At 66.3% G+C, this 25,617-nt stretch carries 25 protein-coding genes; 17 read left to right on the top strand and 8 right to left on the bottom strand.

Annotation, left to right across the window (positions count from 1 at the left end):
- Positions 1 to 10: 10 nt before the first annotated feature.
- The 11 genes from AC56LN_RS05805 (at position 11) to AC56LN_RS05855 (ending at position 9,105) form a co-directional block, all read left to right on the top strand.
- Positions 11 to 1,513, top strand: a complete 1,503-nt coding sequence (locus AC56LN_RS05805) for an NADH-quinone oxidoreductase subunit M (protein ID WP_343025373.1) — start codon at positions 11 to 13, stop codon at positions 1,511 to 1,513.
- Between the two features lie 6 nt (positions 1,514 to 1,519).
- Positions 1,520 to 3,034 carry an NADH-quinone oxidoreductase subunit NuoN gene (gene nuoN, locus AC56LN_RS05810; RefSeq protein ID WP_499570365.1) on the top strand — a complete coding sequence of 505 codons (1,515 nt, stop codon included), beginning with the start codon at positions 1,520 to 1,522 and terminating at the stop codon, positions 3,032 to 3,034.
- 3 nt (positions 3,035 to 3,037) lie between these two features.
- Positions 3,038 to 3,364 (top strand): DUF2818 family protein, encoded by a 327-nt coding sequence (locus tag AC56LN_RS05815; RefSeq protein ID WP_499570367.1) that lies wholly within the window; start codon positions 3,038 to 3,040, stop codon positions 3,362 to 3,364.
- 56 nt (positions 3,365 to 3,420) lie between these two features.
- Positions 3,421 to 3,978 carry an NUDIX domain-containing protein gene (locus tag AC56LN_RS05820; protein WP_499570785.1) on the top strand — a complete coding sequence of 186 codons (558 nt, stop codon included), beginning with the start codon at positions 3,421 to 3,423 and terminating at the stop codon, positions 3,976 to 3,978.
- Between the two features lie 5 nt (positions 3,979 to 3,983).
- The gene (locus tag AC56LN_RS05825; protein ID WP_499570368.1) at positions 3,984 to 4,679 is read left to right on the top strand and encodes a hypothetical protein; all 696 of its coding nucleotides are present in this window, start codon (positions 3,984 to 3,986) and stop codon (positions 4,677 to 4,679) included.
- Between the two features lie 19 nt (positions 4,680 to 4,698).
- Positions 4,699 to 5,418, top strand: coding sequence for a 2-C-methyl-D-erythritol 4-phosphate cytidylyltransferase (gene ispD, locus AC56LN_RS05830; protein WP_499570786.1), 720 nt, complete (start codon positions 4,699 to 4,701; stop codon positions 5,416 to 5,418).
- Positions 5,419 to 5,439: 21 nt separating this feature from the next.
- Positions 5,440 to 5,955 carry a 2-C-methyl-D-erythritol 2,4-cyclodiphosphate synthase gene (gene ispF / locus AC56LN_RS05835; protein WP_499570369.1) on the top strand — a complete coding sequence of 172 codons (516 nt, stop codon included), beginning with the start codon at positions 5,440 to 5,442 and terminating at the stop codon, positions 5,953 to 5,955.
- 51 nt (positions 5,956 to 6,006) lie between these two features.
- Positions 6,007 to 7,272, top strand: a complete 1,266-nt coding sequence (locus AC56LN_RS05840) for an MFS transporter (RefSeq protein ID WP_499570370.1) — start codon at positions 6,007 to 6,009, stop codon at positions 7,270 to 7,272.
- 2 nt (positions 7,273 to 7,274) lie between these two features.
- Positions 7,275 to 7,580, top strand: coding sequence for a hypothetical protein (locus AC56LN_RS05845; RefSeq protein ID WP_499570371.1), 306 nt, complete (start codon positions 7,275 to 7,277; stop codon positions 7,578 to 7,580).
- A 74-nt stretch (positions 7,581 to 7,654) separates the two neighbouring features.
- Positions 7,655 to 8,209: an NADPH-dependent FMN reductase gene (locus AC56LN_RS05850; protein WP_482899445.1), complete on the top strand. Its 555-nt coding sequence runs from the start codon at positions 7,655 to 7,657 to the stop codon at positions 8,207 to 8,209.
- Positions 8,206 to 9,105: an ion transporter gene (locus AC56LN_RS05855; protein WP_499570372.1), complete on the top strand. Its 900-nt coding sequence runs from the start codon at positions 8,206 to 8,208 to the stop codon at positions 9,103 to 9,105. Before AC56LN_RS05850 ends, AC56LN_RS05855 begins: the two co-directional genes overlap by 4 nt.
- Before the next feature lie 10 nt (positions 9,106 to 9,115).
- Here AC56LN_RS05855 and AC56LN_RS05860 read toward each other — a convergent pair whose 3' ends face one another.
- Complete coding sequence (locus AC56LN_RS05860) at positions 9,116 to 10,072, bottom strand: Bug family tripartite tricarboxylate transporter substrate binding protein (RefSeq protein ID WP_499570373.1); 957 nt, start codon at positions 10,070 to 10,072, stop codon at positions 9,116 to 9,118.
- 282 nt (positions 10,073 to 10,354) lie between these two features.
- On the opposite strand from AC56LN_RS05860, the gene leuC reads away from it, so the two are divergent.
- The 4 genes from leuC (at position 10,355) to AC56LN_RS05880 (ending at position 14,056) form a co-directional block, all read left to right on the top strand.
- Positions 10,355 to 11,770, top strand: coding sequence for a 3-isopropylmalate dehydratase large subunit (gene leuC / locus AC56LN_RS05865; RefSeq protein ID WP_499570374.1), 1,416 nt, complete (start codon positions 10,355 to 10,357; stop codon positions 11,768 to 11,770).
- Positions 11,770 to 12,408: a 3-isopropylmalate dehydratase small subunit gene (leuD, locus tag AC56LN_RS05870; protein ID WP_499570375.1), complete on the top strand. Its 639-nt coding sequence runs from the start codon at positions 11,770 to 11,772 to the stop codon at positions 12,406 to 12,408. Before leuC ends, leuD begins: the two co-directional genes overlap by 1 nt.
- 76 nt (positions 12,409 to 12,484) lie before the next feature.
- Entirely contained in the window at positions 12,485 to 13,402 is a 918-nt protein-coding gene (locus AC56LN_RS05875; protein ID WP_499570377.1) for a LysR substrate-binding domain-containing protein, read from the top strand.
- A gap of 39 nt (positions 13,403 to 13,441) precedes the next feature.
- Positions 13,442 to 14,056 carry a flavin reductase family protein gene (locus AC56LN_RS05880; RefSeq protein WP_499570378.1) on the top strand — a complete coding sequence of 205 codons (615 nt, stop codon included), beginning with the start codon at positions 13,442 to 13,444 and terminating at the stop codon, positions 14,054 to 14,056.
- Between the two features lie 51 nt (positions 14,057 to 14,107).
- Here AC56LN_RS05880 and AC56LN_RS05885 read toward each other — a convergent pair whose 3' ends face one another.
- The 4 genes from AC56LN_RS05885 to AC56LN_RS05900 all read right to left on the bottom strand — a co-directional run bounded on the left by AC56LN_RS05885 (position 14,108) and on the right by AC56LN_RS05900 (position 18,079).
- Complete coding sequence (locus AC56LN_RS05885) at positions 14,108 to 14,905, bottom strand: hypothetical protein (RefSeq protein ID WP_499570380.1); 798 nt, start codon at positions 14,903 to 14,905, stop codon at positions 14,108 to 14,110.
- A 117-nt stretch (positions 14,906 to 15,022) separates the two neighbouring features.
- Positions 15,023 to 16,240 carry an acyltransferase family protein gene (locus AC56LN_RS05890; protein ID WP_499570381.1) on the bottom strand — a complete coding sequence of 406 codons (1,218 nt, stop codon included), beginning with the start codon at positions 16,238 to 16,240 and terminating at the stop codon, positions 15,023 to 15,025.
- Positions 16,241 to 16,319: 79 nt separating this feature from the next.
- Positions 16,320 to 17,036: a LytR/AlgR family response regulator transcription factor gene (locus AC56LN_RS05895; protein WP_499570383.1), complete on the bottom strand. Its 717-nt coding sequence runs from the start codon at positions 17,034 to 17,036 to the stop codon at positions 16,320 to 16,322.
- The gene (locus AC56LN_RS05900; protein WP_499570384.1) at positions 17,024 to 18,079 is read right to left on the bottom strand and encodes a sensor histidine kinase; all 1,056 of its coding nucleotides are present in this window, start codon (positions 18,077 to 18,079) and stop codon (positions 17,024 to 17,026) included. Before AC56LN_RS05900 ends, AC56LN_RS05895 begins: the two co-directional genes overlap by 13 nt.
- 198 nt (positions 18,080 to 18,277) lie before the next feature.
- Between AC56LN_RS05900 and AC56LN_RS05905 the strand changes: the two genes are divergently transcribed.
- Positions 18,278 to 19,882, top strand: a complete 1,605-nt coding sequence (locus tag AC56LN_RS05905; RefSeq protein ID WP_499570385.1) for a hybrid sensor histidine kinase/response regulator — start codon at positions 18,278 to 18,280, stop codon at positions 19,880 to 19,882.
- 9 nt (positions 19,883 to 19,891) lie between these two features.
- Here AC56LN_RS05905 and AC56LN_RS05910 read toward each other — a convergent pair whose 3' ends face one another.
- From AC56LN_RS05910 to ribA, 3 genes are all read right to left on the bottom strand, one after another.
- Complete coding sequence (locus AC56LN_RS05910; RefSeq protein WP_499570387.1) at positions 19,892 to 20,842, bottom strand: FHA domain-containing protein; 951 nt, start codon at positions 20,840 to 20,842, stop codon at positions 19,892 to 19,894.
- Positions 20,839 to 22,305, bottom strand: coding sequence for a S1 family peptidase (locus AC56LN_RS05915; protein ID WP_499570389.1), 1,467 nt, complete (start codon positions 22,303 to 22,305; stop codon positions 20,839 to 20,841). The genes AC56LN_RS05910 and AC56LN_RS05915 overlap by 4 nt, the downstream gene beginning before the upstream one ends.
- Before the next feature lie 78 nt (positions 22,306 to 22,383).
- On the bottom strand, positions 22,384 to 23,067 hold the full coding sequence (ribA, locus tag AC56LN_RS05920; RefSeq protein ID WP_499570390.1) for a GTP cyclohydrolase II: 684 nt from the start codon (positions 23,065 to 23,067) through the stop codon (positions 22,384 to 22,386).
- 255 nt (positions 23,068 to 23,322) lie between these two features.
- On the opposite strand from ribA, the gene AC56LN_RS05925 reads away from it, so the two are divergent.
- Positions 23,323 to 25,614, top strand: coding sequence for an ATP-binding protein (locus tag AC56LN_RS05925; RefSeq protein ID WP_499570391.1), 2,292 nt, complete (start codon positions 23,323 to 23,325; stop codon positions 25,612 to 25,614).
- Positions 25,615 to 25,617: the final 3 nt, after the last annotated feature.

The raw sequence follows: 25,617 nt of genomic DNA on the forward strand, positions 1-25,617 counted from the left end.
ATAACGAAAAATGATGCAGTCTACAATTTCAACATTTCCACCGTACCTGAGCCTGGCCATCTGGCTCCCGATCCTGTTCGGCGTGCTGGTCCTGGCCGTCGGCCGCGACAAGAACGCCGGCATGGTACGCATGCTCTCGCTCGTGGGCGCCATCGTCAGCCTGTTGCCGACGATTCCCCTGATCACGAACTTCGACAACGCCGCCCACGGCATGCAGTTCTTTGAAGAAGCGGCCTGGATCGATCGCTTCAACATTTTCTACCGCCTCGGTGTGGATGGCCTGTCGCTGTGGTTCGTGCCGCTGACCGCCTTCATCACGATCATCGTCGTGCTGGCGGCCTGGGAAGTGATCCAGGAACGTGTCGCCCAGTACATGGGTTCGTTCCTGATCCTGTCGGGCCTGATGATCGGCGTGTTCTGCGCGCTGGATGGCCTGCTGTTCTACTTCTTCTTCGAAGCGACGCTGATCCCGATGTTCATCATCATCGGCGTGTTCGGCGGTCCGAACCGCGTGTATGCAGCGTTCAAGTTCTTCCTGTACACGTTCTTCGGTTCGCTGCTGACGCTGGTCGCGATCATCTACCTGTACAACGCGTCGGGCTCGTTCAACATCCTCGACTGGCACCTGCTGCCATTGACGATGAAAGAGCAGATCCTGATCTTCTGCGCGTTCTTCATGGCGTTTGCCGTCAAGGTCCCGATGTGGCCGGTGCACACGTGGCTGCCGGATGCCCACGTCGAAGCGCCAACCGGTGGCTCCGTCGTGCTGGCTGCGATCATGCTGAAGCTGGGCGCGTACGGTTTCCTGCGCTTCTCTCTGCCGATCACCCCGGACGCAAGCCAGTACCTGGCGCCGGTTGTCATCGTGCTGTCGCTGATCGCCGTGATCTACATCGGCCTGGTCGCGCTGGTCCAGAAGGACATGAAGAAACTGGTGGCGTACTCGTCGATTGCTCACATGGGCTTCGTCACGCTGGGCTTCTTCATGTTCAACGACCTGGGCGTGCAGGGCGGCCTGATGCAGGCAATCTCGCACGGCTTCGTGTCGGGCGCGATGTTCCTGTGTATCGGCGTGCTGTACGACCGTGTGCACTCGCGTGAAATCGCCGCGTACGGCGGTGTCGTCAACACGATGCCGAAGTTCGCTGCCTTCGCCGTGCTGTTCTCGATGGCCAATGCCGGCCTGCCGGCGACGTCGGGCTTCATCGGCGAGTTCATGGTCATCCTGGGCGCCGTCGAGTTCAACTTCTGGACGGGTCTTGCGTCGGGCACCGCGCTGATCCTGGGCGCCGCCTATTCGCTGTGGATGGTCAAGCGCGTCATCTTTGGCCCGGTCGCCAACAAGCATGTCGCCGAACTGGTCGACCTCAACGGCCGCGAGTTCGCCATCCTGTCGGTGCTGGCCATCGCCACCCTGGCCATGGGCCTGTACCCTGCGCCGATCGCCGAGACCCTGCAGGTGTCGGTCACCGATCTCCTGCAACATGTCGCAGTCAGCAAAGTGCCTCAATAAAACGCCATGAATGAGATGACCCCAACCCTGTTATCGGCAGCCGACACCAATCTGGTGCCGGTGTACGCCGAGATCTTCCTCCTGATCGCGACATCGGCGATCCTGCTGATCGATATGTACCTGAAGGCCGGCAAGCGCAACCTGACGTATGCGCTGTCGCTGCTGGCAATCGCCGGTTGCGCCGTGTTCTCGTTCGTCGATTTCAATGCCGGCACGACCGTGTTTACCTTCAGTGGTATGTATGTGTCCGACCCGATGTCGAACCTGCTCAAGCTGTTTACCTACGTGGCCACGGCCATGACCCTGATCTATTCGCGCCAGTACGTCGGCGAGCGTCACATGATGTCGGGCAACCTGGGCGGCGAGTTCTACGTGCTGGCACTGTTCTCGATGCTGGGCCAGATGATCATGATCTCCGGTAACAGCATGCTGTCGATCTACCTCGGCCTCGAACTGATGTCGCTGTCGCTGTACGCCCTGGTGGCACTGCGCCGCGATCACGCGATCTCGACCGAAGCGGCGATGAAGTATTTCGTCCTCGGCGCACTGGCCTCGGGCTTCCTGCTGTACGGCATGTCGATGATCTACGGCGCCACCGGTTCGCTGGACATCACGACGATCAGCCAGGTCACGGGCGCCGGCGAAGCCGACCGCATGATCCTGGTCTTCGGCCTGGTGTTCCTGGTCGCCGGCCTGGCGTTCAAGCTCGGCGTCGTGCCATTCCACATGTGGGTGCCCGACGTCGTGCAGGGTGCACCGACGGCTGTCACGCTGCTGCTGGGCGGCGCGCCGAAGCTGGCGACGTTTGCCATCGTGATCCGCCTGCTGGTCGAAGCACTGCCATCGATGGCAACCGACTGGCAGCAGATGCTGATGGTCGTGGCCGTGCTTTCGCTGGCCTTCGGTAACATCACCGCGATTGCGCAGACCAACATCAAGCGCATGCTGGCCTACTCGACCATTGCCCAGATGGGCTTTGTCGTACTGGCCCTCGTGGTGGGCTATACCGGCAGCGATACCACCGATGCCGCCGCTGCCTACAGCGCCGGCATGTACTACACGATCATCTACGTGCTCACGACGGTCGGTACCTTCGGCCTGATCATGATGCTGGCGCGCGCCGGCCATGAAGCAGAGCTGATCAGCGACTTCAAGGGTCTCGGCAAGCGCAGCCCATGGTTCGCGATTGTCATGACCATCCTGATGTTCTCGCTGGCCGGCGTGCCGCCGATGGTGGGCTTCATCGCCAAGTACGCTGTCCTGCAGGCCGTCGCCAATGCCGGCATGGTGTGGCTGGCCGTCGTCGCGGTGATGTTCTCGCTGATCGGTGCGTTCTACTACCTGCGCATCGTCAAGACCATCTGGTTCGACGAAGCTGCCGACACCTCGGCCATCTCGACCCCGCTGGACATGCGCATCATCATGTCGCTCAACGGTGTGGCGATTGTCGTGATGGGCGTGATCCCGGGCAGCCTGCTGGCTGTCTGCTACAGCGCCATGCAGGCCACGCTGGCCAAGTAAGGCGTGGATCTGAACCTGGCCACCTGGCTGGTGGTGCTGCTCGCGCTCGCTGCCGCCAACCTGCCGTTCATCAACGAGCGCCTGTTCGGGCTCGTGACGCTCCCCAGCCGCAAGCCGGCCGGGGAGCGCCGCACCAAGCCGTTCCCGGTGCGGCTCCTCGAGCTGATCGTGCTGTACTTCGTGGTGGGCTTGATTGCCCGCCTGCTCGAATCGCGCATTGGCTCGGTGGCGGTTCAGACCTGGGAATTTCATGCCGTGACCGGGTGCCTGTTCCTGGTGCTCGCATTTCCCGGCTTCGTCATGCGGTATTTGCACAAGCCACGCAGGTAGAGATCGGGCGGTTCGCTTATGATGCTTCGTATCGCAGCCTCAACGATAAGGAGCACATAGTGTCGGAACTGAAAGAAACCCGCCTCGATGGCGGCGTCGTCTACGATGGACCCTTCCTGAAGGTCGAACGCGACCGTATCCGCCTGCCGGATGGGAAGGAAAGCCACCGCGAATTCATCCGCCACCCCGGCGCCGTCGTCATCCTGCCACTGCTGCCGGATGGGCGCATTCTGCTGGAACGCCAGTTCCGCTACCCAAATGGCAAGGTCTTCATCGAATTCCCGGCCGGTAAGATCGACCCGGGCGAAGACCATCTCGACTGCGCGAAGCGCGAACTGGTCGAGGAGACCGGCTACACGGCCGCGAAGTGGCGCTTCGTCTGCACCATCCACAATGCCATCGCCTACTCGGACGAGCACCTCGAGATCTTCCTCGCCGAAGACCTGACGCACGGCGAACAACAACTCGATGCGGGCGAATTCCTCGAACTGTTCAGCGTCACGCTCCCCGAACTGCTGGACCTCGTGCGCCGCGGCGAGATCACCGACGTCAAGACGATCATCGGCACGTTCTGGCTCGAGAAAATCCTGGCCGGCGACTGGACGCCTGACTGAGCAAGATGCCGTATTTGTTGTTGGCAGCACTGCTGTCATTATTGATCCCGTCAGCGTCGGCCCAGACCCGCACGCCACTGCAGGCGCGCTGCGAAGACACGATCGGCGAGAGCATCTCGGTGCTGTCGACGCGCGAGCAGGGCTACCGCATCGATAACACCCGCTCGTACCACGACCTCACGCGCCTGATGCCCAGCGTGCGGCGCGGTTCGTGGGTGCTGGGCCTGACGCATACCGAAGCTCGCGTGCGCATCAATGTCGGCGGGCGCATGCTGGCCGACCCGGCCACCGGCTACGAATGCGTGGCGCCGCGCATCGACGTCAGCCTCGATTACGCGCCCATCGTCGTGTATGTCAGCCGCGAATTCCCGCCCGCATCGTGCGCCTACCGCGAAGTGCTGGCCCACGAAATGCGCCACCTGACGACCTACCAGACCTTCATGCCGAAGGCCGAGGCGACCGTGCGCGCGCGGCTGGCAGGGCGCTTTGCCGGCAAGCCGCTGTACGCACCCATCGGCCAGGCGCAGGCGCTGCTGCAGCGAGAGATCGACCGCAGCTGGATGCCCTATATCAAAGGTGAGATGGCCAGGGTCGAAGTGCTGCAGGCCGCGATCGATACGCCGCAGGAGTACGCCCGCCTGGGCAAGGTTTGTGCAGGTGAGGTACAGTCGTTGCTGAGAACCGCGCGCCGCAATGGATGACAACCAGCTGTTGATGACAATGAATGAACAACCCGACGTAACCCGCCACGTGGCCCTGATTCCGGCCGCCGGCGTCGGCGCCCGCATGGCTGCCGGCAGTCCCAAGCAATACCTGCCGATCGGCGCCAAGCCCATGCTGCGCCACACGGTCGACGCCTTTCTGTCCAGCCCGCTGATCGCGCACACCTACGTCGTGGTCAGCCCCGACGACCCGTTCATCGACGCCGTGCTGCCGGACGCCACCGATCCTGCCAGCCGCGTGACGGTCTTGCGCTGCGGCGGCGCGACGCGCATGGAATCGATCCGCAACGGCTTGCACGCCGTGCGCGTCACGCTGGCCGATACCGACCACGTGCTGGTGCACGACGCCGCGCGCCCCGGCCTGAACGCGGCGCTGATCGAACGCCTGATCACCGAGACGGGCGACCATCCGGCCGGTGGCCTGCTGGCCCTGCCGGTGGTCGACACCGTCAAGCGCAGGGGCGAGGGCGGCATCACGACCGTGGCCCGCGCCAACCTGTGGCTGGCCCAGACGCCGCAGATGTTCACTTACGCACTGCTGTGCCGCGCGCTCGACGCGGCGACTGATCCCGAAGCGATCACCGACGACGCCAGTGCGGTCGAAGCCCTCGGGCTGGCCCCCAGGCTGGTCGAAGGGCACCCGCGCAACCTCAAAGTCACGCTGCCATCGGACATCCGCATCGCCGAGATGTACCTGGCCGCCGACGCCTCCATCTGACCAAGACAACAACCCATCATCATGGCACTCGCATCCTACAATCCCACTCCACCGTTTCGCATCGGCACCGGCTATGACAACCACGCGCTCGTCGAAGGGCGCAAGCTCATCGTCGGTGGCGTGACGATCCCGCACCGCCTGGGCCTGCAAGGCCATTCGGATGCCGACGTGCTGCTGCACGCGATCATCGACTCGCTGCTGGGCGCGGCTGCACTGGGCGACATCGGCAAGCACTTCCCGGACACCGATCCGATGTTTGCCGGCGCCGATTCGCGCACGCTGCTGCGCGAAGTGGCGAACCGCGTGCTGCAGGCCGGCTACACGATCGGCAACATCGACGCGACCATCATCGCGCAGCAGCCGAAGATGGCGCCGCACATCCCGCTGATGGTCACGCGCATCGCCGAAGACCTGGGCGTGTCGCCGCAGCAGGTCAATATCAAGGCCAAGACCAACGAGAAGCTCGGCTACCTCGGGCGCGAAGAGGGCATGGCCGCGCAATCGACCGCATTGCTGATTCGCATGCCAGCTGACTAATCTGTCAACTCACCGTCGCCCGCGGCGGGGCGGTGGCCCTATAATTGCCAAATGACAAACGTCCCCGCCCACCTGTCGCCGCGCGCGGCCTGGACCCTGATCCTGGTTGCCAGCGCCGTCATGATGATCACGACGGGGACGCGCCTGACCAGCGGCCTGTTCCTGTCACCGCTCAACACGGCCACCGGCCTGGGCGTGGCCACCATCAGTTTCGTGATGGCGGTGGCGCAGTTGATGTGGGGTGTGGCGCAGCCGGTCTTTGGGGCCGTGGCCGACAAGTACGGCCCGGGCCGCGTGATTGCCCTGGGTGGCGTGATGCTCGCGGTCGGCACGGCCGCCACGCCGTTCGTCGGGTCCGAGTGGGCGCTGTTGCTGACGATGGGCTTCCTGTCGGCGGCCGGGGCAGGGGCGGGCAGTTTCTCGATCCTGATCGGCGCCACGGCCCAGCGCCTGCCGCCCGAACGCCGCGCATTCGCATCCGGTTTCATCAATGCCGGCGGCTCGTTCGGGCAGTTCGCGCTGGCCCCGTTGATGGGCGCCATCATCGCCGGCGCCGGCTGGATCGTGGCGATGCTGACGCTGGCCGCCACCGCCTTGCTCACCATTCCGCTGGCCTGGCCGCTGCGCCGCAAGCGCGCTGCCGTTGCGCCAGCATTGCCGACGGCCGCACCGGCCGCACCGGCCGCATCGGCAGCACCCACCATCGCCCTCGGCCAGCAACTGCGCCAGGCGCTGCGCGACCGCAGCTACCTGTGCCTGCATGCGGGCTTCTTCACCTGCGGCTTTCACATCGCCTTCCTCGTCACCCACTTGCCGGGCGAAGTCGCCATGTGCGGCTTGCCGACGACCGTGTCGGCGACGGCGCTCGCGCTGATCGGCCTGTTCAACATCGCCGGCAGCCTGTCGGCCGGGATGCTGGCGTCGCGGTACCGGATGAAGTCACTGCTGTTCTGGATCTACGCGAGCCGCGTCGTCATCGTCGGCCTGTATCTGCTGGCGCCCAAGACGGCCTGGACGTTCTACATCTTCGCCGGCGCGCTGGGCTTTACGTGGCTGGCCACGGTGCCGCCAACCGCAGGGCTGGTGGGCAAGCTGTTCGGCGTGCGCTACCTGGCCACGCTGTTCGGCATGACGCTGCTGTCGCACCAGATCGGCGGCTTCTTCGGCGCCTGGCTGGGCGGACTGGCCGTCGTCCACACGGGGGACTACAGCTGGATGTGGTATGCCGACATGGCTCTGGCCGCTGCCGCAGCGCTCATCAATCTGCCGATCCGCGAGGCGCACGTGGTCCGTACGCCGGCGCTGGCGAAGGCATAGCGATGGCGCGCGATGCATGGGCCTACCGCGAAGTGGCCGTCGAATCACGGCTCGACTGGCGTGGCCGGCCGTGCATTTCGCCTGTTTCTGGCCAGGCGTTTTCAACGGGCATGCGCGTGCAGTGCTCGCGTCGCCTGCTCGACCTGGCGCAGTATCCGTTGGGCACATCGTTCCTGCTGTCGGTACGCATCAGTGACCGCCAGGGCGGCGCGCCGTTCCTGTATGCGTGGCATGGCGATCCGGTCGTGGTCTTGAGCAAGGCAGGGCGCAAGCGCTTCCTGCAGATGTACCGGCGCCTGCGCCTGTAACGGCCCAGCGTCGGGGTGAAACTGGGTATCATGAGCGATCGACAATATACATCCTGCATAACCAAGGAATTCCCATGACCACCAAGAAAATCGCCGTCCTCGTCGGCAGCCTGCGCAAGGAATCATTCACCCGCCGCGTTGCCAACAGCCTCATCGATGTGGCACCGGACGGCTTTGAGCTGACGATCGTCGAACTGCGCGACCTGCCGCTGTACAACGAGGACGACGAGACCGCCACGCCGCCGCCCGCATTCACCGTGTTCCGCGAGGCGATTGGCGCTGCCGACGCCATCCTGTTCTGCACGCCCGAATACAACCGCTCGGTGCCGGGTTCGCTCAAGAACGCCATCGACGTCGGCTCGCGCCCGTATGGCAAGGCAGCATTTGCCGACAAGCCGTGCGCCGTCGTCAGTGTCTCGCCCGGCGTCCTGGGTGGGTTCGGTGCCAACCACCACCTGCGCCAGATGCTGCCGTTCCTGAACATGCCGACGATGCCTGCGCCGGAAGCGTATATCGGTGGCGTCGCCGCCAAGTACGAAGGCGACACGCTGATCGACGACAGCACGCGCGCGTTCTTCGAAAAATTCATGGCTGCCTTCGGCGCCTGGGTCACGCAGCACGCCCGATGAGCCGGGCGAGCGACCACGACCACGCCCCGACCGCGCCGCGCGATATGCCAACCCTGCTGGGCCGCCCGGCGGACGGCTGGCGCGCGCGCATGTTCGACGTCATCTTCGGCACCGACACGCCGGCCGGGCGCCGCTTCGACCTCGCGCTGGTGGCGATCATCCTGCTCAGCATCCTCACCGTGGTGCTCGACAGCGTGCCGGCGATCGGCCGGCGCTATGCGGCGCAGATGTCGGTGCTCGAATGGACCTTCACGATCTTCTTCACGCTCGAGTACATCGCGCGCCTGGTCTGCGTCCAGCGCCCGCTGCGCTACGCGCGCAGCTTCTATGGCGTGATCGACCTGGTGTCGGTGCTGCCGACCTGGATTTCGCTGCTGGTCCCGGGCAGCCAGGTCTTTCTCGACGTGCGCATCCTGCGCCTGCTGCGCATCTTCCGCATCCTCAAGCTCACACGCTACGTCGACGAGTACACGCGTCTCGGCGAGGCGCTGGTGGCCAGCAAGCGCAAGATCATGGTGTTCCTGTCGGTCGTGCTGATGCTGATCCTGATTCTCGGTACTGTCATGTACGTGGTCGAGGGCCCCGAGAGCGGTTTTACCAGCATCCCGATGGCGATGTACTGGGCCACGGTGACGATCACGACGGTCGGCTATGGCGACATCACGCCGCACACCCATCTGGGCAAGGCCATCGCGTCGTTCATGATGCTGCTCGGCTGGGGCATCCTGGCGGTGCCGACGGGGATCGTCAGCGCCGAGATGACGTCGCAAAAGCTGTCGCGCCATGCACCGCGCGGCGAATTACGTACCTGCAAGAGCTGCGGCAGCACGGGCCACGATCCGGGCGCGCAGTTCTGCAAGGACTGCGGCGCAGGCCTGGCCGCAGACCAGGCCTGACGGCAGGGCATCAATCGAGCGTGATGTTCGCCTTCTTGATGACCTTGTTCCAGTAGTCGAGCTCGCCCGTCACGAGGCTGGCGACCGCAGGCGGATTCAGGTAGTGGATCTCGACGCCCTGCGCGTCGGCCTGTTTTTTCGCTTCCGGCGTGTCCAGCGCGCCCTTCACGCCATTGGTCAGTTGCGTCACGAGGGCAAGCGGCGTGCCTGCCGGCGCGAACAGGCCCACCCAGGCTTCGAGCGTGAACTCGGGATAGCCGGCTTCGGCGGTCGTCGGGATCTGCGGCAGCATCGGATGACGCTGTTTGCCGGCGATGGCCAGCGCCTTCAGCTTGCCGGACTGGACGTGCTGCATCACCGACGGCGGCGTCGTGATGAACACGTGCACGCGTCCCGACAGCACGTCCGCGATCGCCTGGCCGGAACCCTTGTAGGGAACGTGCAGCATATTGGTGCCGGTCTGCTGCTTGAACAGCTCGGTCCCGATATGCGACAGCGAGCCATTGCCCTGCGATGCGTAGCTGAATTTGCCCGGGTTCTTTTTCAGGTAGGCCACCAGCTCACCGAGCGTGTTCACCGGCAGGGACGGATGCACGGCCACGACATTGGTCGCGGTGACCAGCAGCGCGACGGGCGTGAAATCCTTCGGCGCCCACGGCAGCTTCGTCATCAGGGATGGATTGGCGGTGTGATACGCCGAATACGACACCAGCAGCGTGGCGCCGTCCGGCGCCGAGCGTGCCACCGTCTGGTAGGCGATATTGCCGCTGCCGCCGGGCCGGTTGTCGACGACGACCGTGTGCTTGAGCAGCTGCCCGAGCGGTTGCGCGACCACGCGCGCGGCCGTGTCGACGACGCCGCCGGGCGGATTGGGAACGATCAGCGTGATCGGCTTGGATGGCAACGACTGGGCAAGGGTTGCGGCTGAGGCAAGCAGCAGCATGCTGCCGGCAAGGGTGCGAAGCATCGTACGTCTCCTGTGAATGTGTCCGTCATGACCCGCTCTCTGGGGCGGGCTTTGGGTGCAGCAAGGTACAAGTCAATGTACTGATTTCTCGCGCGTCCGGCATTCGTATTATCGGTCGTGCAGGTTTCGCATTCCGCGAAGCCTTCGTCATCCGCGAAGCGGGAATTGCCGATTCAGGGATTCCCTGGCCATCGCAAACCGGGCCACACTTGGTCCACCGACAACGCCGCCGCAGAGCGGACAGTGCCGGCAATCGAACGATCGCGATGGAGACGACAGATCATGGCAGACACGCCAGGCGACACGCTGTACGACAAACTGTGGGCACGGCACGCCGTGCATGTCGAGGATGACGGCACGACGCTGCTGTATGTCGACCGCCACCTGCTCAATGAAGTCATGAGCCCGCAGGCCTTCGAAGGCTTGCGCACGCACGGGCGCAAGGTCTGGCGCATCGCGTCGAACCTGGCCGTGGCCGACCACAATATTCCCACCACCGACCGCGCGGCCGGCATCGACGATCCCGTCTCGCGCCTGCAGGTGGAAACGCTGACGAAGAATTGCGGCGAGTTCGGGATCGATGAAATCGGCATGACGGACCGTCGCCAGGGCATCGTGCATGTCATCGGGCCGGAGCAGGGCGTCACGCTGCCGGGCCTCTCCGTCGTGTGCGGCGACAGCCACACGAGCACGCACGGCGCATTTGCCTGCCTGGCATTTGGCATCGGCACGTCCGAGGTCGAGCATGTGCTGGCGACCCAGTGCCTGCTTGGCAAGAAGTCGAAGAACCTGCTGGTGCGCTACGACGGCGTGCTGCCGCCCGGCGTGACGGCCAAGGACATGGCGCTGGCCATGATCGGCAAGATCGGCACCGCGGGCGCGACCGGTTATGCGGTCGAATATGCCGGCGCGGCGGTCACCGCCTTGTCGATGGAAGGCCGCATGACCTTGTGCAATATGACCGTGGAGGCCGGCGCGCGCTGCGGCATGATCGCGGTGGACGACAGAACCATCGCCTATCTGGATGGCCGCCCGGAAGCGCCCCGCGGCGCGCAGTGGCAGCGCGCCGTCGCGTACTGGCGCACCCTCGCGAGCGACCCGGGCGCCGTGTTCGATGCGACCATCACGATCGATGTGGCCTCGCTCAAGCCGCAGGTAACGTGGGGAACATCGCCCGAGATGGTCACGACCGTCGATGGCATGGTGCCCGATCCGGCGCATGAGCCGGACCCGACCCGGCGCGCCGGCATTGTGCACGCGTTGTCGTACATGGGCCTGGCGCCCGGCACGCGTATCACCGACATCCATGTCGACGTCGTCTTCATCGGCTCGTGCACCAACTCCCGCATCGAGGATTTGCGCGCTGCAGCTGCCATTGTGCGCGGCAAGCAGGTCGCGCACAACGTGCAACTGGCGATGGTGGTGCCGGGCTCCGGGCTGGTCAAGCAGCAGGCTGAGAAAGAAGGTCTGGACGCCGTGTTCCGCCAGGCAGGCTTCGAATGGCGCGAGCCGGGCTGCTCGATGTGCCTGGGCATGAATGCCGACCAGCTGCAGCCCGGCCAGCGCGCGGCCTCGACCTCGAACCGCAATTTCGAAGGACGGCAGGGCGCGGGTGGCCGCACGCACCTCGTCAGTCCGGAAATGGCCGCGGCCGCGGCCGTCATGGGACATTTCGTCGATATCCGGGAGTGGTGCTGATGGAACACTTTACCGTACACGAAGGGCTGGTCGTGCCGCTCGATCGCGGCAATGTCGATACCGATGCCATCGTCCCCAAGCAGTTTCTCAAGTCGATCCGCCGCGCCGGCTTTGGCGTGAATCTGTTCGATGCGTGGCGCTATCTCGATACCGGCGAACCCGACCAGGACTGCAGCGGCCGGCCGCTGAACCCAAACTTCGTGCTGAACCAGCCGCGCTACCAGGGCGCCAGCATCCTGCTCGCGCGCGAGAATTTTGGCTGCGGCAGTTCGCGCGAGCATGCGCCGTGGGCGCTGGCCGACTTCGGCATTCGCGTCCTCATCGCGCCGTCGTTTGCCGAGATTTTTTATAACAACTGCTTCAAGAACGGCTTGCTGCCGATCGTGCTGGCGGACCACGAGGTCGATGCGCTGTTCAAGGCGTGCGATGCCGCGCCCGGTTTTTCGCTGAAGGTCGACCTGCCGGCGCAGATCGTCACCTGGCCAGGCATTGACCGCGTCAGCCGGTTCGAGGTGGACCCGGCGCGCAAGGAGCGCCTGCTGCATGGCCTCGACGATATCGCGCTGACGATCGGCCACGCGGACAAGATCCGGGCCTACGAGGCATGGCGCAGGAAGGAAGAAGACTGGGTGTTCTGAAGCTGCGCGCAACGACCCCGCCTGCTTGTGGCAAGATGCACGCTGTCCACCTCGTCGTCATCCCAGGAGAGTGCTGTTGAACTACGCGCGTTTTGATCTGGTCACGCTCAACCTGTTCATCGAGATTGCGCGCACCGGCAGCATCACGCGCGGCGCCCAGCAATCCAATCTCGCCGTCGCGGCGGCGAGCAAGCGTGTCTCCGACCTGGAGGCGCATCTGGGCACGCGGCTGCTGTACCGCCACGCCAATGGCGTCACGCTGACCGAAGCAGGCCGCTCGTGTTTCCAGCACGCGCTGGGCATCCTGCAGGATGTCGACCGGATGTCCGGTGACCTGTCCGACTTCGCTGCCGGCGGCCGGGGCCAGGTGCGCATCTGGGCCAACACCTCGGCAGTGACGCAGTTCCTGCCGGACGATCTGACGCGCTTTCGGCGCGAGCATCCGGGCATCCGCGTCAGCCTGGAAGAGCGCAACAGCGGCGACGTCGTGGCGGCGGTGCGCGAGAACCGTGCCGACATCGGCCTGTTCGCCGACCGCACCGCCGTTGGCGACATCGACGTCTTCGATTACCGCCAGGACCGGCTGGTGCTGATCGTGTCGCTCGATCATCCACTGGCCACGCACGACAGCGTACGGCTGGCCGATGCGCTGGACTATGAATTCGTCAGCCTGTCCGAGGCGACGTCGCTGGCCGAGCGGCTGCGCACTGAATGCAGCCGCCTTGAAAAGCCACTGAAGCTCAGTATCCAGGTGCGCAGCTTCGACGCCGTCTGCCGCATGGTGATGGTCGGCCTGGGCATCGGCGTGCTGCCGCGCCTGGCCGCTGAACCCCACGTGCGCTCGATGGGCCTGAAGCTGATCACGCTGACCGACGACTGGGCCGAGCGCACGCTGCTGCTTGCGCTGCGCAGCACGCTGGCGCTGCCGGCCCCGGTCAGGTTGCTGGCCAGTTGCCTGAGCGCCGATGCGGCCCGCGCGATCAACGCGCCCTGAACGCACACCATTCCAATCCATTCACGAAAAAACCAACCCATGTCGATCCATTTCTACGAACCCCGTCAAGGTCACGGGCTGCCCCACGATCCCTTCAATGCCATCGTCGGCCCACGGCCCATCGGCTGGATTTCGTCGCTGAGTGCATCCGGCGTGCGCAACCTGGCCCCGTACAGCTTCTTCAACGCCTTCAACTACGTGCCGCCGATCGTCGGATTTGCCAGCATCGGCGCCAAGGACACGCTGCGCAATGTGCAGGAGACGGGCGAATTCGTGTGGAATCTCGCGACCCGCCCATTGGCCGAGGCCATGAACGCCTCGTGCGCCGCTGTCGGCCCTGAGGTCGATGAATTCGCGCTGGCCGGGCTGACGCCGGCGCCATCGCGCCTGGTGACCGCGCCGCGCGTGGCCGAAAGCCCGGTCGCGTTCGAGTGCAAGGTCACGCAGATCATCCAGCTGCAGCAGGCCAGTGGCGAGACGGTGCCGACCTGGCTGGTGCTGGGTGAAGTGGTGGGTGTGCATATCGCTGCAGCGTCGCTGAAGGACGGCGTCTACGACACCGCCAACGCCGGCCATATCCTGCGCGCGGGTGGGCCGGCGGATTACTTTTCGGTCGGGCCGGAACAGCTGTTCCAGATGCACCGGCCGCGTTAAAAAACAATCCGGTGCGCACCACGCTGGCGTGCGGCGCACCGGATTGGTGGGTTACGGCATGGCCGCGTGGTGGGCAAAGCGTGGTGCAGCGCGGCCCGGCAATGGTGCAGACGGGCGTGTCAGCGTGACCGCTGGCGGGGCAGCAGCGTCGCGTTCGAGCCAGTAGTTGAACTGGCCGAAACTCGGCAAACCACCTGCATCCTGGCCCTGGAAGAAGTCGCCCAGCATCTGGCGGTACGCCGCACGGCGCGAAAAGTCGTCGTGGCTGGCGGCGTAGCGCGCCGCAGCGGCGCGGAAGATCGCGCGCATCCGTTCGTCGGCATTGGTGCCCGTGGCCTCGCCCTTGCGTGGGCGGCCGCGTTTGACGCCGGCGGTGACGGCTCGCGTGCGCCCCGGTGCACCCGAGTTGCCGTAGTCCGGCAGCAGCGCGTCCGGCGTCTGGCCCCGTTCCCAGTAACGGCGCAGGTAGCGCATGATGCTGGACTTCGAGATGCCATGGGCCGCAGCGTAAGCGGCCATCAGGATGGCGCGCTCGCGCGGCTGGTACAGCGCCTGGCGGTCGGCGTGCAGGGCGCGCACGGCCGACCATGCCTTGGCTTGCAGGGACAGGTAGCCTTGCGGCACAGGCTCCTGCGGCGGTGCGGCCGCGAACGGATCGACAAGCAGCCGGCGCGCTCCGCCGCTGCGCAGTTCGTCTTCGAGGTCGTGCAAGGGCGTCGGTTCGGGCAGCGCCGACGGGCTGGCCAGCCGGTAGGTCCAGGCCAGCGCCCGGGCGCGGTCGATCCACAGCACGCGGATCCTATGGCCATGCATGCCCGTGTATTCGAGCACATCGTTTTGGGTCAACATCGACTTCTCCCGCAGTTCAGTGTGCCTGAATATATGCAAGGATCGGGCCAGCCCAGGAGCATGGCTGACGCGCATCGACGCGTCCTCATTTGGTGCACCTCGAACGCGGGCTGCTGCTTACTGCCGCAGCGCCGCACCGGCCACGGCGTCGGTGGTCCGGGGCGTGCTGGCGTGCGGCGCCAGGCCGAACAGCGGCCGCATCAGCGGCACGCGCCGCACCGCCTCGTACAGCGCGAAGCTGCCGCAGGCGGTCAGGATCATCAACAGCACCGCTTCGAGACCGGGCGCCAGCTGCAGCGGCTTGAAGGCATGCGCCATCACGACGATCAGCGTCTGGTGCGCGATGTAGACGGTGAACACCGCGTCGGTCAGGTAGCGCCGGGCCGGCCCGTCGTGGTTCAGGTGGCGGCGGGCAAAGCCGCAGGCCGCGATGATGGCGCTCCAGCCGCACAGCGCGTACACGAACCGCATCCCGGTGCGCCAGCGTTCGATGTCGTGCGGCGCCATGGTCTCGTGCGCCCCCAGCAGCCACAGCACGATTCCCGCCCAGGCCGCCAGGGCAAGGCATAGCGCAGGCCAGCGCTGCGCCGTCATCGTGGCCCAGATCCGTGGCGTGCGCGCCAGCAGTGCACCGAGCACGAAGACCGGCAGGTAGGTGGCATGGTTGTACCAGTCGTTGGTCAGCGAATGGTCTTGCGGGAAACGGTCGAGCAACAGGATTCGCACCACGCCCAGGACCACGACAGGCAAGACGATCAGGCGCCACCCGTCCAGCAGGGCGCCGGCCCGGCGCGCAAGCGCGGCAATGCGCAGTTCTCCCAGTAGCGCCGCGGCGGCGGCTAGCACCATCGTGTAGCACCACAGGTACAGCACGAACCACAGGTGATTCCAGGTTGGCAGCGACAGGCAATCTTCGCGGCAGAACCCGTCGTAGCCGATCAGGTACAGCCGCATGAACGCCAGGTAATCGCCCGAGTAGCCGAGCTTTTCAACCACCTCGAGATACGGCTGCGGCGGCACGATCACGAGCATCCCGAACAACAGCGGCACCAGAAGGCGCAGGCTGCGCCGGCGCACGAACAGCCGCGGACCCAGGCGCGCCAGCAGGAAGTGCGAGGCAACGCCGGCCACGAAGAACAGCAGCGTCAGGCGCCACGGCGACGACAGCAGCATGAAGGGTTCGGCCGCTTCGCTGGCGTGCGGGCTCTTCACGTGCCAGTCCCAGCTCACGTAATACATGCCCACGTGATAGGCGATCAGCACGAAAAACGCCAGGATGCGTACCCAGTCGAGAAAGTACAGGCGGTCGCTGGTGGCAGGAGCGGATGGCTGCATGGGATGTCCTCATCGTTTGAAGGCCCCAGCATCGCGCAGCCTTGCGTGGCGGCGCCAGCGCCATGGGGTGAACCGGACTTCAGGCGGGGCGAAGCGGATCGAGCAGGGCCGCCCGGTATTGCCGGCTGCACGGAACGACGGCGCCGCTGTGCAGCACCAGCGTGCAATCGCCCCTGCTGTGTGGGACGATGCGGCTGACGGCGGCCACGCGCACCGCCGCGCAACGATGGCAGCGCACGAACGCCGGGCCCAACTGGTCGAGCAAGGTGCCGAGGGACTGGCGCAGCAGCGGCGCGCCGTCGTGGGTGTGCAGCGCGACGTAGTTGTCGGCCGTTTCGAGCCACTCGATATCGGCGACCTGCACGACGCGGGTGGTGCCGCGCTCGGTCACCAGCAGCTGGCGCGGAGGTGCACCGGTGCTTGCCGGCGCGCGTGCCGCTGCGGTCAGCCGGCTCTGCAGCCGATCCAGCGTGCGTCGCAGCCGCGCGCCATCGAACGGCTTGAGCAGATAGTCGACCGCCTCGGCATCGAACGCGCGCAGTGCGTAGTCATCGTACGCGGTCACGAACACCACCAGTGGCGCTGGCGTCGGCAGCGAAGCGGCCACGTCGATGCCTGACAGTTCCGGCATTTCGATATCGAGCAGCAGTGCGTCGGGCGCATCGCGTGCGACCAGCGCCAGCGCTTCGACGCCATCGGCTGCTTCCATCACCGACGTGACGCCCGGCTCGTGCGCGAGCATGCGGCGCAGGCGCTCGCGTGCCGGCCGTTCGTCGTCGACGATCAGGAGGCGCATGGGACCCTCAGTTCGGCGCGCACGCCGGCCGGCTGCAGCGCATCCAGCGTCAGGGCCGCGCGCTCGCCGTGCAACGCGGCCAGGCGGGTGCGCAGGTTGATCACCGTGATGCCCGGCGTACCCGATGGCGCCAGCACGCCGCCATCGTCCTCGATGGAAACACGCAGTGCGCCCTCGATGATCCGGGCCGTGACCCGGATCGCCGTCGGTGCGCGCCGGTGTGCCACCGTGTGCTTGAACACGTTCTCAAGCAGTGGCTGCAGGCTGATGGCGGGCAGCAGTACTGGCAGGGCCGCCGGTTCGATGTCCCAGGCCAGCGTCACGCGTCCGTCGAACCGTTCCTGCATCACGGCGGCGTAGCCCTGGGCAAGACGCAATTCGTCAGCCAGACTCGCCTGCGGTTTTTCACCGAGCGCCAGCGTGGCGCGCAGTACGTCGGCCAGCCGCACGAGAATCGCATCGGCACGCGCCACATCGGTATGCATCAGCGAGGAAATCGTGTTGAGCGCATTGAACAGGAAGTGCGGCTGCATCTGGCGCGTCAGGCGTTCGAGCTGGGCTTCGCGCAGCAGGGCGCCGGCCTGCTCGGCGCGCACGCGCTCCTTCATCATTTCGCGGTACGACAGCAGGCCGAAGCCGATGGTCGTGAACAGCCCGAAAAACAGCGAGATCTTCATTGCCTCGTAGACGAACACCTCGGCCCAGGCCTCGTGTTCGTAATGGGTGCCGGCCAATGTATAGACCGCGTGGCGCAGCGCGAACACGACCGGCGTGAAGCCGAACCAGTACAGCGGCAGCCAGCGGGCCTGCTGGGCGAACCAGCGCCAGGGCGTGGCGACCAGCACGTCGTGCTGCGCGCTGAAACGGCGCTGGATCAGGAACAGACAGGTGGCCACCAGCGCCGACGAGGTCTCCCACAAGACCGGCTGCCACGGCGCGCCGCCCCCGTCGCGCCGGTAGTCTTCCACGGCGACCAGCACCATCAGCGTCCAGAACAGGAGCCAGGCAATACCGGCGACGAGCATGGTGCGACGTGAGGGCATGGGGCAGGCCGGGGAGGAAGACGGTCGATCTTCCGGCATTCCCGGACGCGTGTCAAAGTGGCATGCATGGTGAATGCCGCTGCGGCGAAATTGCATCATTCAGGGATTCAATTGCCGACCGTTAATTGGAGTTCATGCGACAATCGCGCCATGAGCGATCCGGTCCGACCTTCTTCCATTTCCTCCGATGATGGAGGCATGCGCGCACTGGTGCGCGACCACGATTGGGCAGCCACCGCGCTGGGTGATGCGGCCGGCTGGCCCCCCGAATTGCGGGTCGCGGTCGACCTGATGCTCGATGCGCGCCACCCGGCGCTGGTTGGCTGGAGCACCCCTGCATCGCCGGCCATGCCGGTGCTGTTCAATGATGCCTACGCCAGGCTATTGGGGGCAGGGTACCCGCGAGCATTGGGCCAGCCGCTGTCCGCCATCCTCCCCGATGCCTGGCCGCGCCTGGCGCCGCTGGTTGGCAGTGCGCTTGCCGGTGCGCCGGCCTGGCTCGACGACGTGCTGCTGGTGCCGGCCAGCGGTATGCGCCACGTCAGCGCCGCCTTTTCACCGCTGCGTGACGCCACCGGCACCGTGCACGGGTTCTTCCATACGGCCTTCGAGATCGACGCCGGCGAGCATCACCGTGTCGAAGCGGCGCTGCAGCGCCAGGCGCACGAGTCGGCCGAGGCCACCCGCCACCGCAGCGAATTCCTGGCCGTGCTGGCGCACGAACTGCGCAACCCGATGGCGCCGATCCGCACCGGCCTGGAAATCATGCGCCTACGCGCCGACAATCCCGAAACGATCGAGCGCGTGCGCGAAATGCTCGAGCGCCAGACGTGCCAGATGACGCACCTGATCGACGATTTGCTCGACGTTGCCCGCGTCACCAGTGGCAAGATCGATATCCGCAAGCAGCTGGTCGACCTGAATCGCGTGGTCGCGAGCGCGGTCGAGACCAGCACGCCGATGATCCAGGGCGCGCGCCACGTGCTCGACGTCGACATGTGGGGCGAGCCGCTGCTGCTCGACATCGACCCGACCCGCGTCGCGCAGGTGATCAACAACCTGCTGACCAACGCGGCCAAGTACACGCCGCCCGGCGGCAGCATCCGCCTCACGGTGCGCAAGGAGCGCGGCGGTGCCAGTGGCGGCGGGCAGGCGGTGGTATCGGTGACCGACAGCGGCGTGGGCATCCCGCCGGGGCACCAGGACACGATCTTCGAGATGTTCAACCAGGTCGGCCGCAACATGGGCCTGGCGCAGGGCGGGCTGGGCATCGGCCTGTCGCTGGTGCGCCAGCTGGTGGCGCTGCATGGCGGCAGCGTCAGCGCCGACAGTCCCGGGGCCGGCCTTGGCAGCACGTTCACCGTGCGCCTGCCACTGGGCGCGCGCATGGCGGTGCCGGGCGACGACACCCCGCGGCAGGACCGCCGCACGGCGCAGCGCCGTACCTATCGCATCCTCGTGGTGGACGACAATATCGACGCCGCCGAAAGCCTGTCGCTGCTGCTGCAGCTGAATTCACACGAGATCCGCACCGCCACCAATGGCCGAGATGCGCTGGCGCTGGCCGAAGCGTTCGTGCCAGACGTCGCGTTCCTCGATATCGGGATGCCCGGCATGACCGGCTTCGAACTGGCCACGCGCCTGCGCGCGATGCCGGCGCTGGCGCGCATGACCATCGTCGCCGTCACCGGCTGGGGGTCGGAAGAAGACCAGGCGCGCTCGCGCGAAGCCGGGTTCGACCAGCACTTCACCAAACCGATCGCGGCCGAGACAGTGAGCCGCCTGCTGGCGGCGCTGGACTGAATCGCTGTTTTATTCGCCCGCGTTGCCGTGGCGCTCGGCGTCGATCTCGCGCTTCATCGCGCCGACGCTGCCCATGTAGTCGGCCACCGGTACGTCGGGACTGGCGCGCAGCTCGGGCGGCAGCAGCACCGGCATGTACAGCTCGTCGGCGGTGCGGCCATTGCGCTGCATGTTCCCGGCCAGGATCAGGAGCGAGACCAGCACGGCGATCCCGGCGCAGGACAGGCGCAGGCGGTGCCGGAACTGCGGCGTCACGGTGGCGAGGTGGAAGTAGATCATCATGGACACCGTCACCACGACCGCGTGCGAGCCGTAGCCGGTCAGCCATTCGAGCGACCACGCATACGCCACCACGCTGGCCAGCAGGCGCACGCCAACCAGTGCGGCCAGGCCGAAGCCGACAATGAACAGGTGTCGCCCGAGGCGCGCGCGGCGCCCGAACAGACGGTTGGAAAACGCCCACATGCCGCTCCAGGCCAGGCCCGCGCCCACCGCCAGCGCCGGATACAGCGCATAGCGTTCGGGGTCGCCGCCGGCGTCGAGCAGCCAGGCCACCAGCAGCGCGGTCAGCAGGCACAACACGATGCCGGCGCCACCCGGCAGCATGCCTTCCCAGCCGTGCATCGTGCGGTCGACCAGTTCGGGCGGCACCGGGTGCGAGGCCGGGCGGATGCGCAGCGACGTGTGCCCCATGCGCACGACGGTGTCGCCGCCCATTGTCAGTTCCTTGACGCGCCGGCCCTTGTGGTTGATGCCGTTCTTCGTATCGAGGTCGCGCAGCAGCAGGGCGCCGTCGGGGCCAAGGTCGACCATTGCGTGATGCGCCGCGGCGTATTCGTCGTCGACGATGAAGTCGTTGTCGTAGGCGCGGCCGAGGCGGATCGGCAGCGTGGTCACGCGATGGCGGTGCAGCACCTCGCCATTGCGCGCCAGCGTTTCGATGGTCCAGGGGCCGCTCATTTGCGCACCGTGCGCCCGAATGCGCCGAGATAGGCGCGCGTGACGCGCATGCCGTTTTCATACGACACGCCCGAGACATCGAGCCGGCTTTGCAGGCTGGCCTGCGAGGCGTCGGTGCTGGCCGTGAGCAGCGTGAAGTTGTACAGTCCTTCGAACTTGCGGTAGGCGCGCACGCAGGTCACGGCGCGCAGCGGCAGCGTGCGGGTGTGCACGAAGCGCTCGGTGCAGAATGGTTTGGTCAGGCGCGGATCGCCCGTGCTGCCCAGGTTATCGACCTGGAAAATATCGGTGGCCAGCGCGGCAAAGCGCATCGGGTCCATCGTCCCCGAGCGGATGTAGCGGTGCGTCATCGAGACATTACCGGTCTGCTGGACGTCGGACACGAACACCGCCGACTGCATCACGCAGCTCATGGCGTCGACCGCGTACGCGGCGCCGCGCGAATTCGAGCGCCCCCAGCAGCGCACCTGGCCGGACTCGCGCACCGGCACCAGGTACGGCCCCATGCCCTTGAGCGTCAGCGGCTCTTCGAGCAGCCGGTCGACCATGCCGGCCTGGTGCGCCAGCAGCTGCTTGCCGATCAGCGGATTGAAGTCGGGCGGCGGCGCGGCTTGCTGCGCCACCTTGCGCAGCAGCTCCTGCGCATACATCACGGGCACCAGGAAGCTGACTGATTCGCCGTCGCGCCGGCGCGAGACGTTGATGCCGGCCACGGTGCCGCTGGCCGTCACGCTCGGGCCGCCGCTCATGCCCGAGTTGATCGGGCCGCTGAAGATCAGGCGGTCGTAGAAGCTGCGCGTGAGCACGCCGTTGTAGGCGCCTTCGGAAATCGCGAAGCCCAGGTCGAGCGGATTGCCCAGCGAGTACAGCGGCTGGCCCTGGCGCAGCTTCACTTTCTGCTCGGGCACCTTGAAGAAGCCGCTGCCATTGCGGTTGATGCGCACCACCGCCAGGTCGTGCAGCACGTCCACTGCCAGCAGTTCGACCGGGCCGGTATTGCCGTCGGTGTCGATGTATTCGGCCGTGTAGATGGCCGGGTCGAGCGCCATCTGCGAGACCACGTGGTAATTGGTCAGCGCGAGATTGCTGGTGCCGACCAAAAAGCCCGACCCCACCGTGGACTGGGTGCGCCCGTTCTTGAGCAGCATGCGGATCTGCAGCAGGTCGCTGCGCGCCGATTCGTACAGGTCCTGCGCGGCCGAGGACGGTTGAGGCAGGGCGTCCTGCGTGTCGACTTCGCCGGGGATCAGTTCGGTCGGCGTGGCGGCCGGGGGCGTGTCGACCGCGATCTGCGGCACCGGCGTGGCGCCAGGCGCCGGTGCCGGCGCGGCCAGCACGGCGCGCGCGGCGGCGCCAGCGCCCGTCTGCGCGACTGCCGGTGGCGCGACCATCGTGGGCGCTGCCACGAGCGCCAGGCCAGTCAGCAGGAGGGTGAACGAACGTGCGAGGGTGGCGCGGTTCATGCAGTTGCCAGGGGACAGGAAGAAACCGCTATCTTGCCATCGCAGCGGCCAGGCTTGCGCGCGTTAGCGCGCCATTGGCTAGGCAAACGGCGTGACCGCAGCCGGCGCCACTGGCTCGCCCTGCTCGACGGACGTCATGGGCGCCATCATGTGGCCCAGCTTGGCCTGCTTGGTATTGAGGTAGCTGTTGTTGTGCGCATTGCGGTTGACCAGCAGCGGCACGCGCTCGGTGACCGTGATGCCCAGGCGGGTGAGGGCGTCGATCTTGCGCGGGTTGTTGGTCATCAGGCGCACGGCCTTGATGCCGAACTGCGCCAGCATCGGGCGGCACAGTTCGTAGTTGCGGGCGTCGGCGTGAAAGCCCAGCTGCAGATTGGCTTCGACGGTGTCGGCGCCGGCTTCCTGCAGGCGGTAGGCGCGGATCTTGTTGACCAGGCCAATGCCACGGCCTTCCTGGCGCAGGTACAGCACGATGCCGCGGCCTTCATCGGCGATGCGGCGCAGCGCGCCTTCGAGCTGGGCGCCGCAATCGCAGCGCTGCGAGAACATCACGTCGCCGGTGAGGCATTCGGAATGCACGCGCGCCAGCACCGGCTCGCCGTTGCCCAGGTCACCCAGCGCCATCGCCAGGTGTTCCTTGCCGGTGGCTGGTTCGACCCAGGCATGCAGCGTGAACTCGGCCCACGGCGTCGGCAGCGCACACGAGGTGGCGTAGTCGAGCAGGGCGGGCGGGACGTTGGCGGGAATGGCGGCGGCTTGCATGACGGTGTTTCCAATCGATGACGATAGACTTGTAAGGCGCAAGTTTATCGGAAATCCGGCGTGGCCGTGCGGAATCACCCCGGCCGCCGCTGCAACACCGCGACCTGCGGCTACAGTCTGACAAGGCGGCCTCACAACACATTTAAGCAGATCGGGTAATCACGCGGGTTTTTCGTGTAACTCTCGGTAGTCTACCAAGTGTAGTATTGCCCTGAGCCATCAGCTGCATGCTACGCTTGGAGAATCGACACAGTCATGTCTTCCATGCAGAACACCCAATCTTTCTGGCACCGCCTGACTCCGCGCGGCCTTGGCGCCCGGCTTGCCCTCGCGTTTACGTTGATGAGCGGCATTCTCACGCTCTTGCTGGTTGAAGTGGTCGAACGCTCGGCGACCGCGCAGGTCAAGAGCAGCATCGGCGCGGGCCTGGGCGAGATGGCAATGCAGACTGCTGACAAGCTCGATCGCGGCCTGTACGAACGGTTCCGTGAAGTACGCCTGATGGCGCGCCGTAACGACCTGATTTCGCCGGCGACCAGCCAGGCCGAACGCCGCCGTATCCTGGCCGACATGCAGTCTACCTATGGATTCTACGAATGGATTGGCCTGGCTGACCTCGACGGTAATGTGCTGGTCGAGGCGCGCGGTCTGCTCGAAGGCAAAAACGTCGCCAAGCGGCCCTGGTTCAGCAATGCACTGGCGGGCAAGTATGTCGGTGACGTGCACGAGGCGGTGCTTCTGGCCAAGCTGCTGCCGGTACAGCAGGGCGAGCCGCGCCGCTTCGTCGATGTCGCTTTTCCCTTCCTCGGTGCCGACGGCCAGCCGGCCGGCGTGATGGGCACGCACCTGTCGTGGGAATGGGCGCGCGACGTCGAGCGCTCGATCATCGCGCCGGTCCAGACCCGCAACAAGGTGCAGGCGCTGATCGTCAGCGCCGAAGGCGTCGTGCTGCTCGGGCCACAAGACCTGCTCGACACGACCGTGAAGCTGGGCAGCCTGAACGCGGCGCGCGCAGGGCGCACCGGGTATGCAGTTGAGCACTGGCCGGATGGGCATGAGTATCTGGTCGGTTACGCGTCGACCAAGGCCGTGGGCGACTACCCTGGCCTTGGGTGGCATGTTCTGGTGCGCCAGGATATCCAGGATGCCTACGCGCCGGTGCGGCAATTGCGGTCACGCGCCCTGTGGAGCGGCGCCGCGCTGGCGCTGCTGTTCTCGCTGGGCGGCTGGCTGCTGGCGCGCCGGATTACGCGCCCGCTGGCGGCGCTGGCCAGTTCGGCCGACGGCCTGCGCCGCGGCGACACGCATGAACTGGTGCCGGCCGGCAGCAGCTACACCGAAGTGCACCAGTTGTCGGGCGCGCTCAATGCGCTGGTGACGGCGCTGGTGCAGCGCCGCGCCGACCTGCAGACCCTGAACGACACGCTGGAGCAGCGGGTCGACCGCCGCACCCGAGAACTGGAACGCGCGCTGGTCGCGGTGCGCGCCAGCGAGGGCCGCATCATCGCCATCGTCGAAGCGGCGCAGGATGCGTTCATCGCGGTCGACCTGCGCGGCATGATCGTGGACTGGAACCCGGCCGCCGAGCGCATGTTCGGCTGGACCAGGCATGAGGCCGTGGGCTGGCCGCTGGCAGAAATGATCCTGCCCGAGCGCTACCGCGACAGCATCGGCAAGGCCTTGCAGTCGTTCCGCCAGAACGGCCAGTTCATGCTGGCCCGCCGCATGGAGCGCACCGTGATCAACCGCCAGGGATTCGAGTTCACGGTCGAGAGCACGGTGACGCTGGCCGGCGGGGGCGAGGACGCGTTCTTCTCGATCTTCCTGCACGATATTTCCGAGCGCAAGAAGGTCGAGCGCATGAAGAACGAATTCGTCTCGACCGTCTCGCACGAGCTGCGCACGCCGCTGACGTCGATCCACGCGTCGCTGTCGATGCTCGACGGCGGGATGGCCGGCAACCTGCCGCCCGACGCCGCCAGGCTGGTCGCGATCGCCAGCCAGAGCTGCGATCGCCTGATGCGGATGGTGAACGACCTGCTCGACATCCAGAAGATCGAAGCGGGCCACATGGAGTACCAGCGCACCGCCCAGCTGCTCGCGCCGCTGATGCATCACGTGGCCGATGCGATGGAAGGTCAGGCCCGCCAGGCGGGCGTGACGCTGCGCCTCGACATGCCGCCGGGCGCCGAGTGGGTCCAGGCCGAGATCGACCACGACCGCATGGTGCAGGTGCTGACCAACCTGGTGTCGAACGCGATCAAGTTCACGCCGGCCGGCAAGGACATCACGCTGGGCCTCGCGCAGCGCCCGGGCTGGGCGCGCCTGAGCGTGACCGATGAAGGCCCCGGCATCCCGCCGGCCTTCCAGAGCCGCGTGTTCGAACGCTTCGCGCAGGCCGACGCTGCCGACTCGCGCCAGCGCAGCGGCTCGGGCCTGGGCCTCTCCATCAGCAAGGCGATCGTCGAAGAGCACGGCGGGTCGATCGGATTCGAAACCCGGACCGGCGCGGGAACGCGGTTTACGGTGGAGTTGCCGCTGGCCTGACCC

The organism is Telluria sp. ZT3P26 (assembly GCF_059686035.1).

What these genes read in the sequence shown, in the direction of transcription:
- AC56LN_RS05890 (WP_499570381.1), bottom strand. Translation starts at nt 16,240, where the DNA reads ATGCAGCCATCCGCTCCTGCCACCAGCGACCGCCTGTACTTTCTCGAC.
- ispD (WP_499570786.1), top strand. Translation starts at nt 4,699, where the DNA reads ATGAATGAACAACCCGACGTAACCCGCCACGTGGCCCTGATTCCGGCC.
- AC56LN_RS05885 (WP_499570380.1), bottom strand. Translation starts at nt 14,905, where the DNA reads ATGTTGACCCAAAACGATGTGCTCGAATACACGGGCATGCATGGCCAT.
- nuoN (WP_499570365.1), top strand. Translation starts at nt 1,520, where the DNA reads ATGAATGAGATGACCCCAACCCTGTTATCGGCAGCCGACACCAATCTG.
- AC56LN_RS05840 (WP_499570370.1), top strand. Translation starts at nt 6,007, where the DNA reads ATGACAAACGTCCCCGCCCACCTGTCGCCGCGCGCGGCCTGGACCCTG.
- AC56LN_RS05880 (WP_499570378.1), top strand. Translation starts at nt 13,442, where the DNA reads ATGTCGATCCATTTCTACGAACCCCGTCAAGGTCACGGGCTGCCCCAC.
- ispF (WP_499570369.1), top strand. Translation starts at nt 5,440, where the DNA reads ATGGCACTCGCATCCTACAATCCCACTCCACCGTTTCGCATCGGCACC.
- AC56LN_RS05845 (WP_499570371.1), top strand. Translation starts at nt 7,275, where the DNA reads ATGGCGCGCGATGCATGGGCCTACCGCGAAGTGGCCGTCGAATCACGG.
- AC56LN_RS05805 (WP_343025373.1), top strand. Translation starts at nt 11, where the DNA reads ATGATGCAGTCTACAATTTCAACATTTCCACCGTACCTGAGCCTGGCC.
- AC56LN_RS05860 (WP_499570373.1), bottom strand. Translation starts at nt 10,072, where the DNA reads ATGCTTCGCACCCTTGCCGGCAGCATGCTGCTGCTTGCCTCAGCCGCA.
- AC56LN_RS05915 (WP_499570389.1), bottom strand. Translation starts at nt 22,305, where the DNA reads ATGAACCGCGCCACCCTCGCACGTTCGTTCACCCTCCTGCTGACTGGC.
- leuC (WP_499570374.1), top strand. Translation starts at nt 10,355, where the DNA reads ATGGCAGACACGCCAGGCGACACGCTGTACGACAAACTGTGGGCACGG.
- AC56LN_RS05850 (WP_482899445.1), top strand. Translation starts at nt 7,655, where the DNA reads ATGACCACCAAGAAAATCGCCGTCCTCGTCGGCAGCCTGCGCAAGGAA.
- AC56LN_RS05825 (WP_499570368.1), top strand. Translation starts at nt 3,984, where the DNA reads ATGCCGTATTTGTTGTTGGCAGCACTGCTGTCATTATTGATCCCGTCA.
- AC56LN_RS05900 (WP_499570384.1), bottom strand. Translation starts at nt 18,079, where the DNA reads ATGCCCTCACGTCGCACCATGCTCGTCGCCGGTATTGCCTGGCTCCTG.
- AC56LN_RS05895 (WP_499570383.1), bottom strand. Translation starts at nt 17,036, where the DNA reads ATGCGCCTCCTGATCGTCGACGACGAACGGCCGGCACGCGAGCGCCTG.
- AC56LN_RS05905 (WP_499570385.1), top strand. Translation starts at nt 18,278, where the DNA reads ATGCGCGCACTGGTGCGCGACCACGATTGGGCAGCCACCGCGCTGGGT.
- leuD (WP_499570375.1), top strand. Translation starts at nt 11,770, where the DNA reads ATGGAACACTTTACCGTACACGAAGGGCTGGTCGTGCCGCTCGATCGC.
- ribA (WP_499570390.1), bottom strand. Translation starts at nt 23,067, where the DNA reads ATGCAAGCCGCCGCCATTCCCGCCAACGTCCCGCCCGCCCTGCTCGAC.
- AC56LN_RS05910 (WP_499570387.1), bottom strand. Translation starts at nt 20,842, where the DNA reads ATGAGCGGCCCCTGGACCATCGAAACGCTGGCGCGCAATGGCGAGGTG.
- AC56LN_RS05925 (WP_499570391.1), top strand. Translation starts at nt 23,323, where the DNA reads ATGTCTTCCATGCAGAACACCCAATCTTTCTGGCACCGCCTGACTCCG.
- AC56LN_RS05855 (WP_499570372.1), top strand. Translation starts at nt 8,206, where the DNA reads ATGAGCCGGGCGAGCGACCACGACCACGCCCCGACCGCGCCGCGCGAT.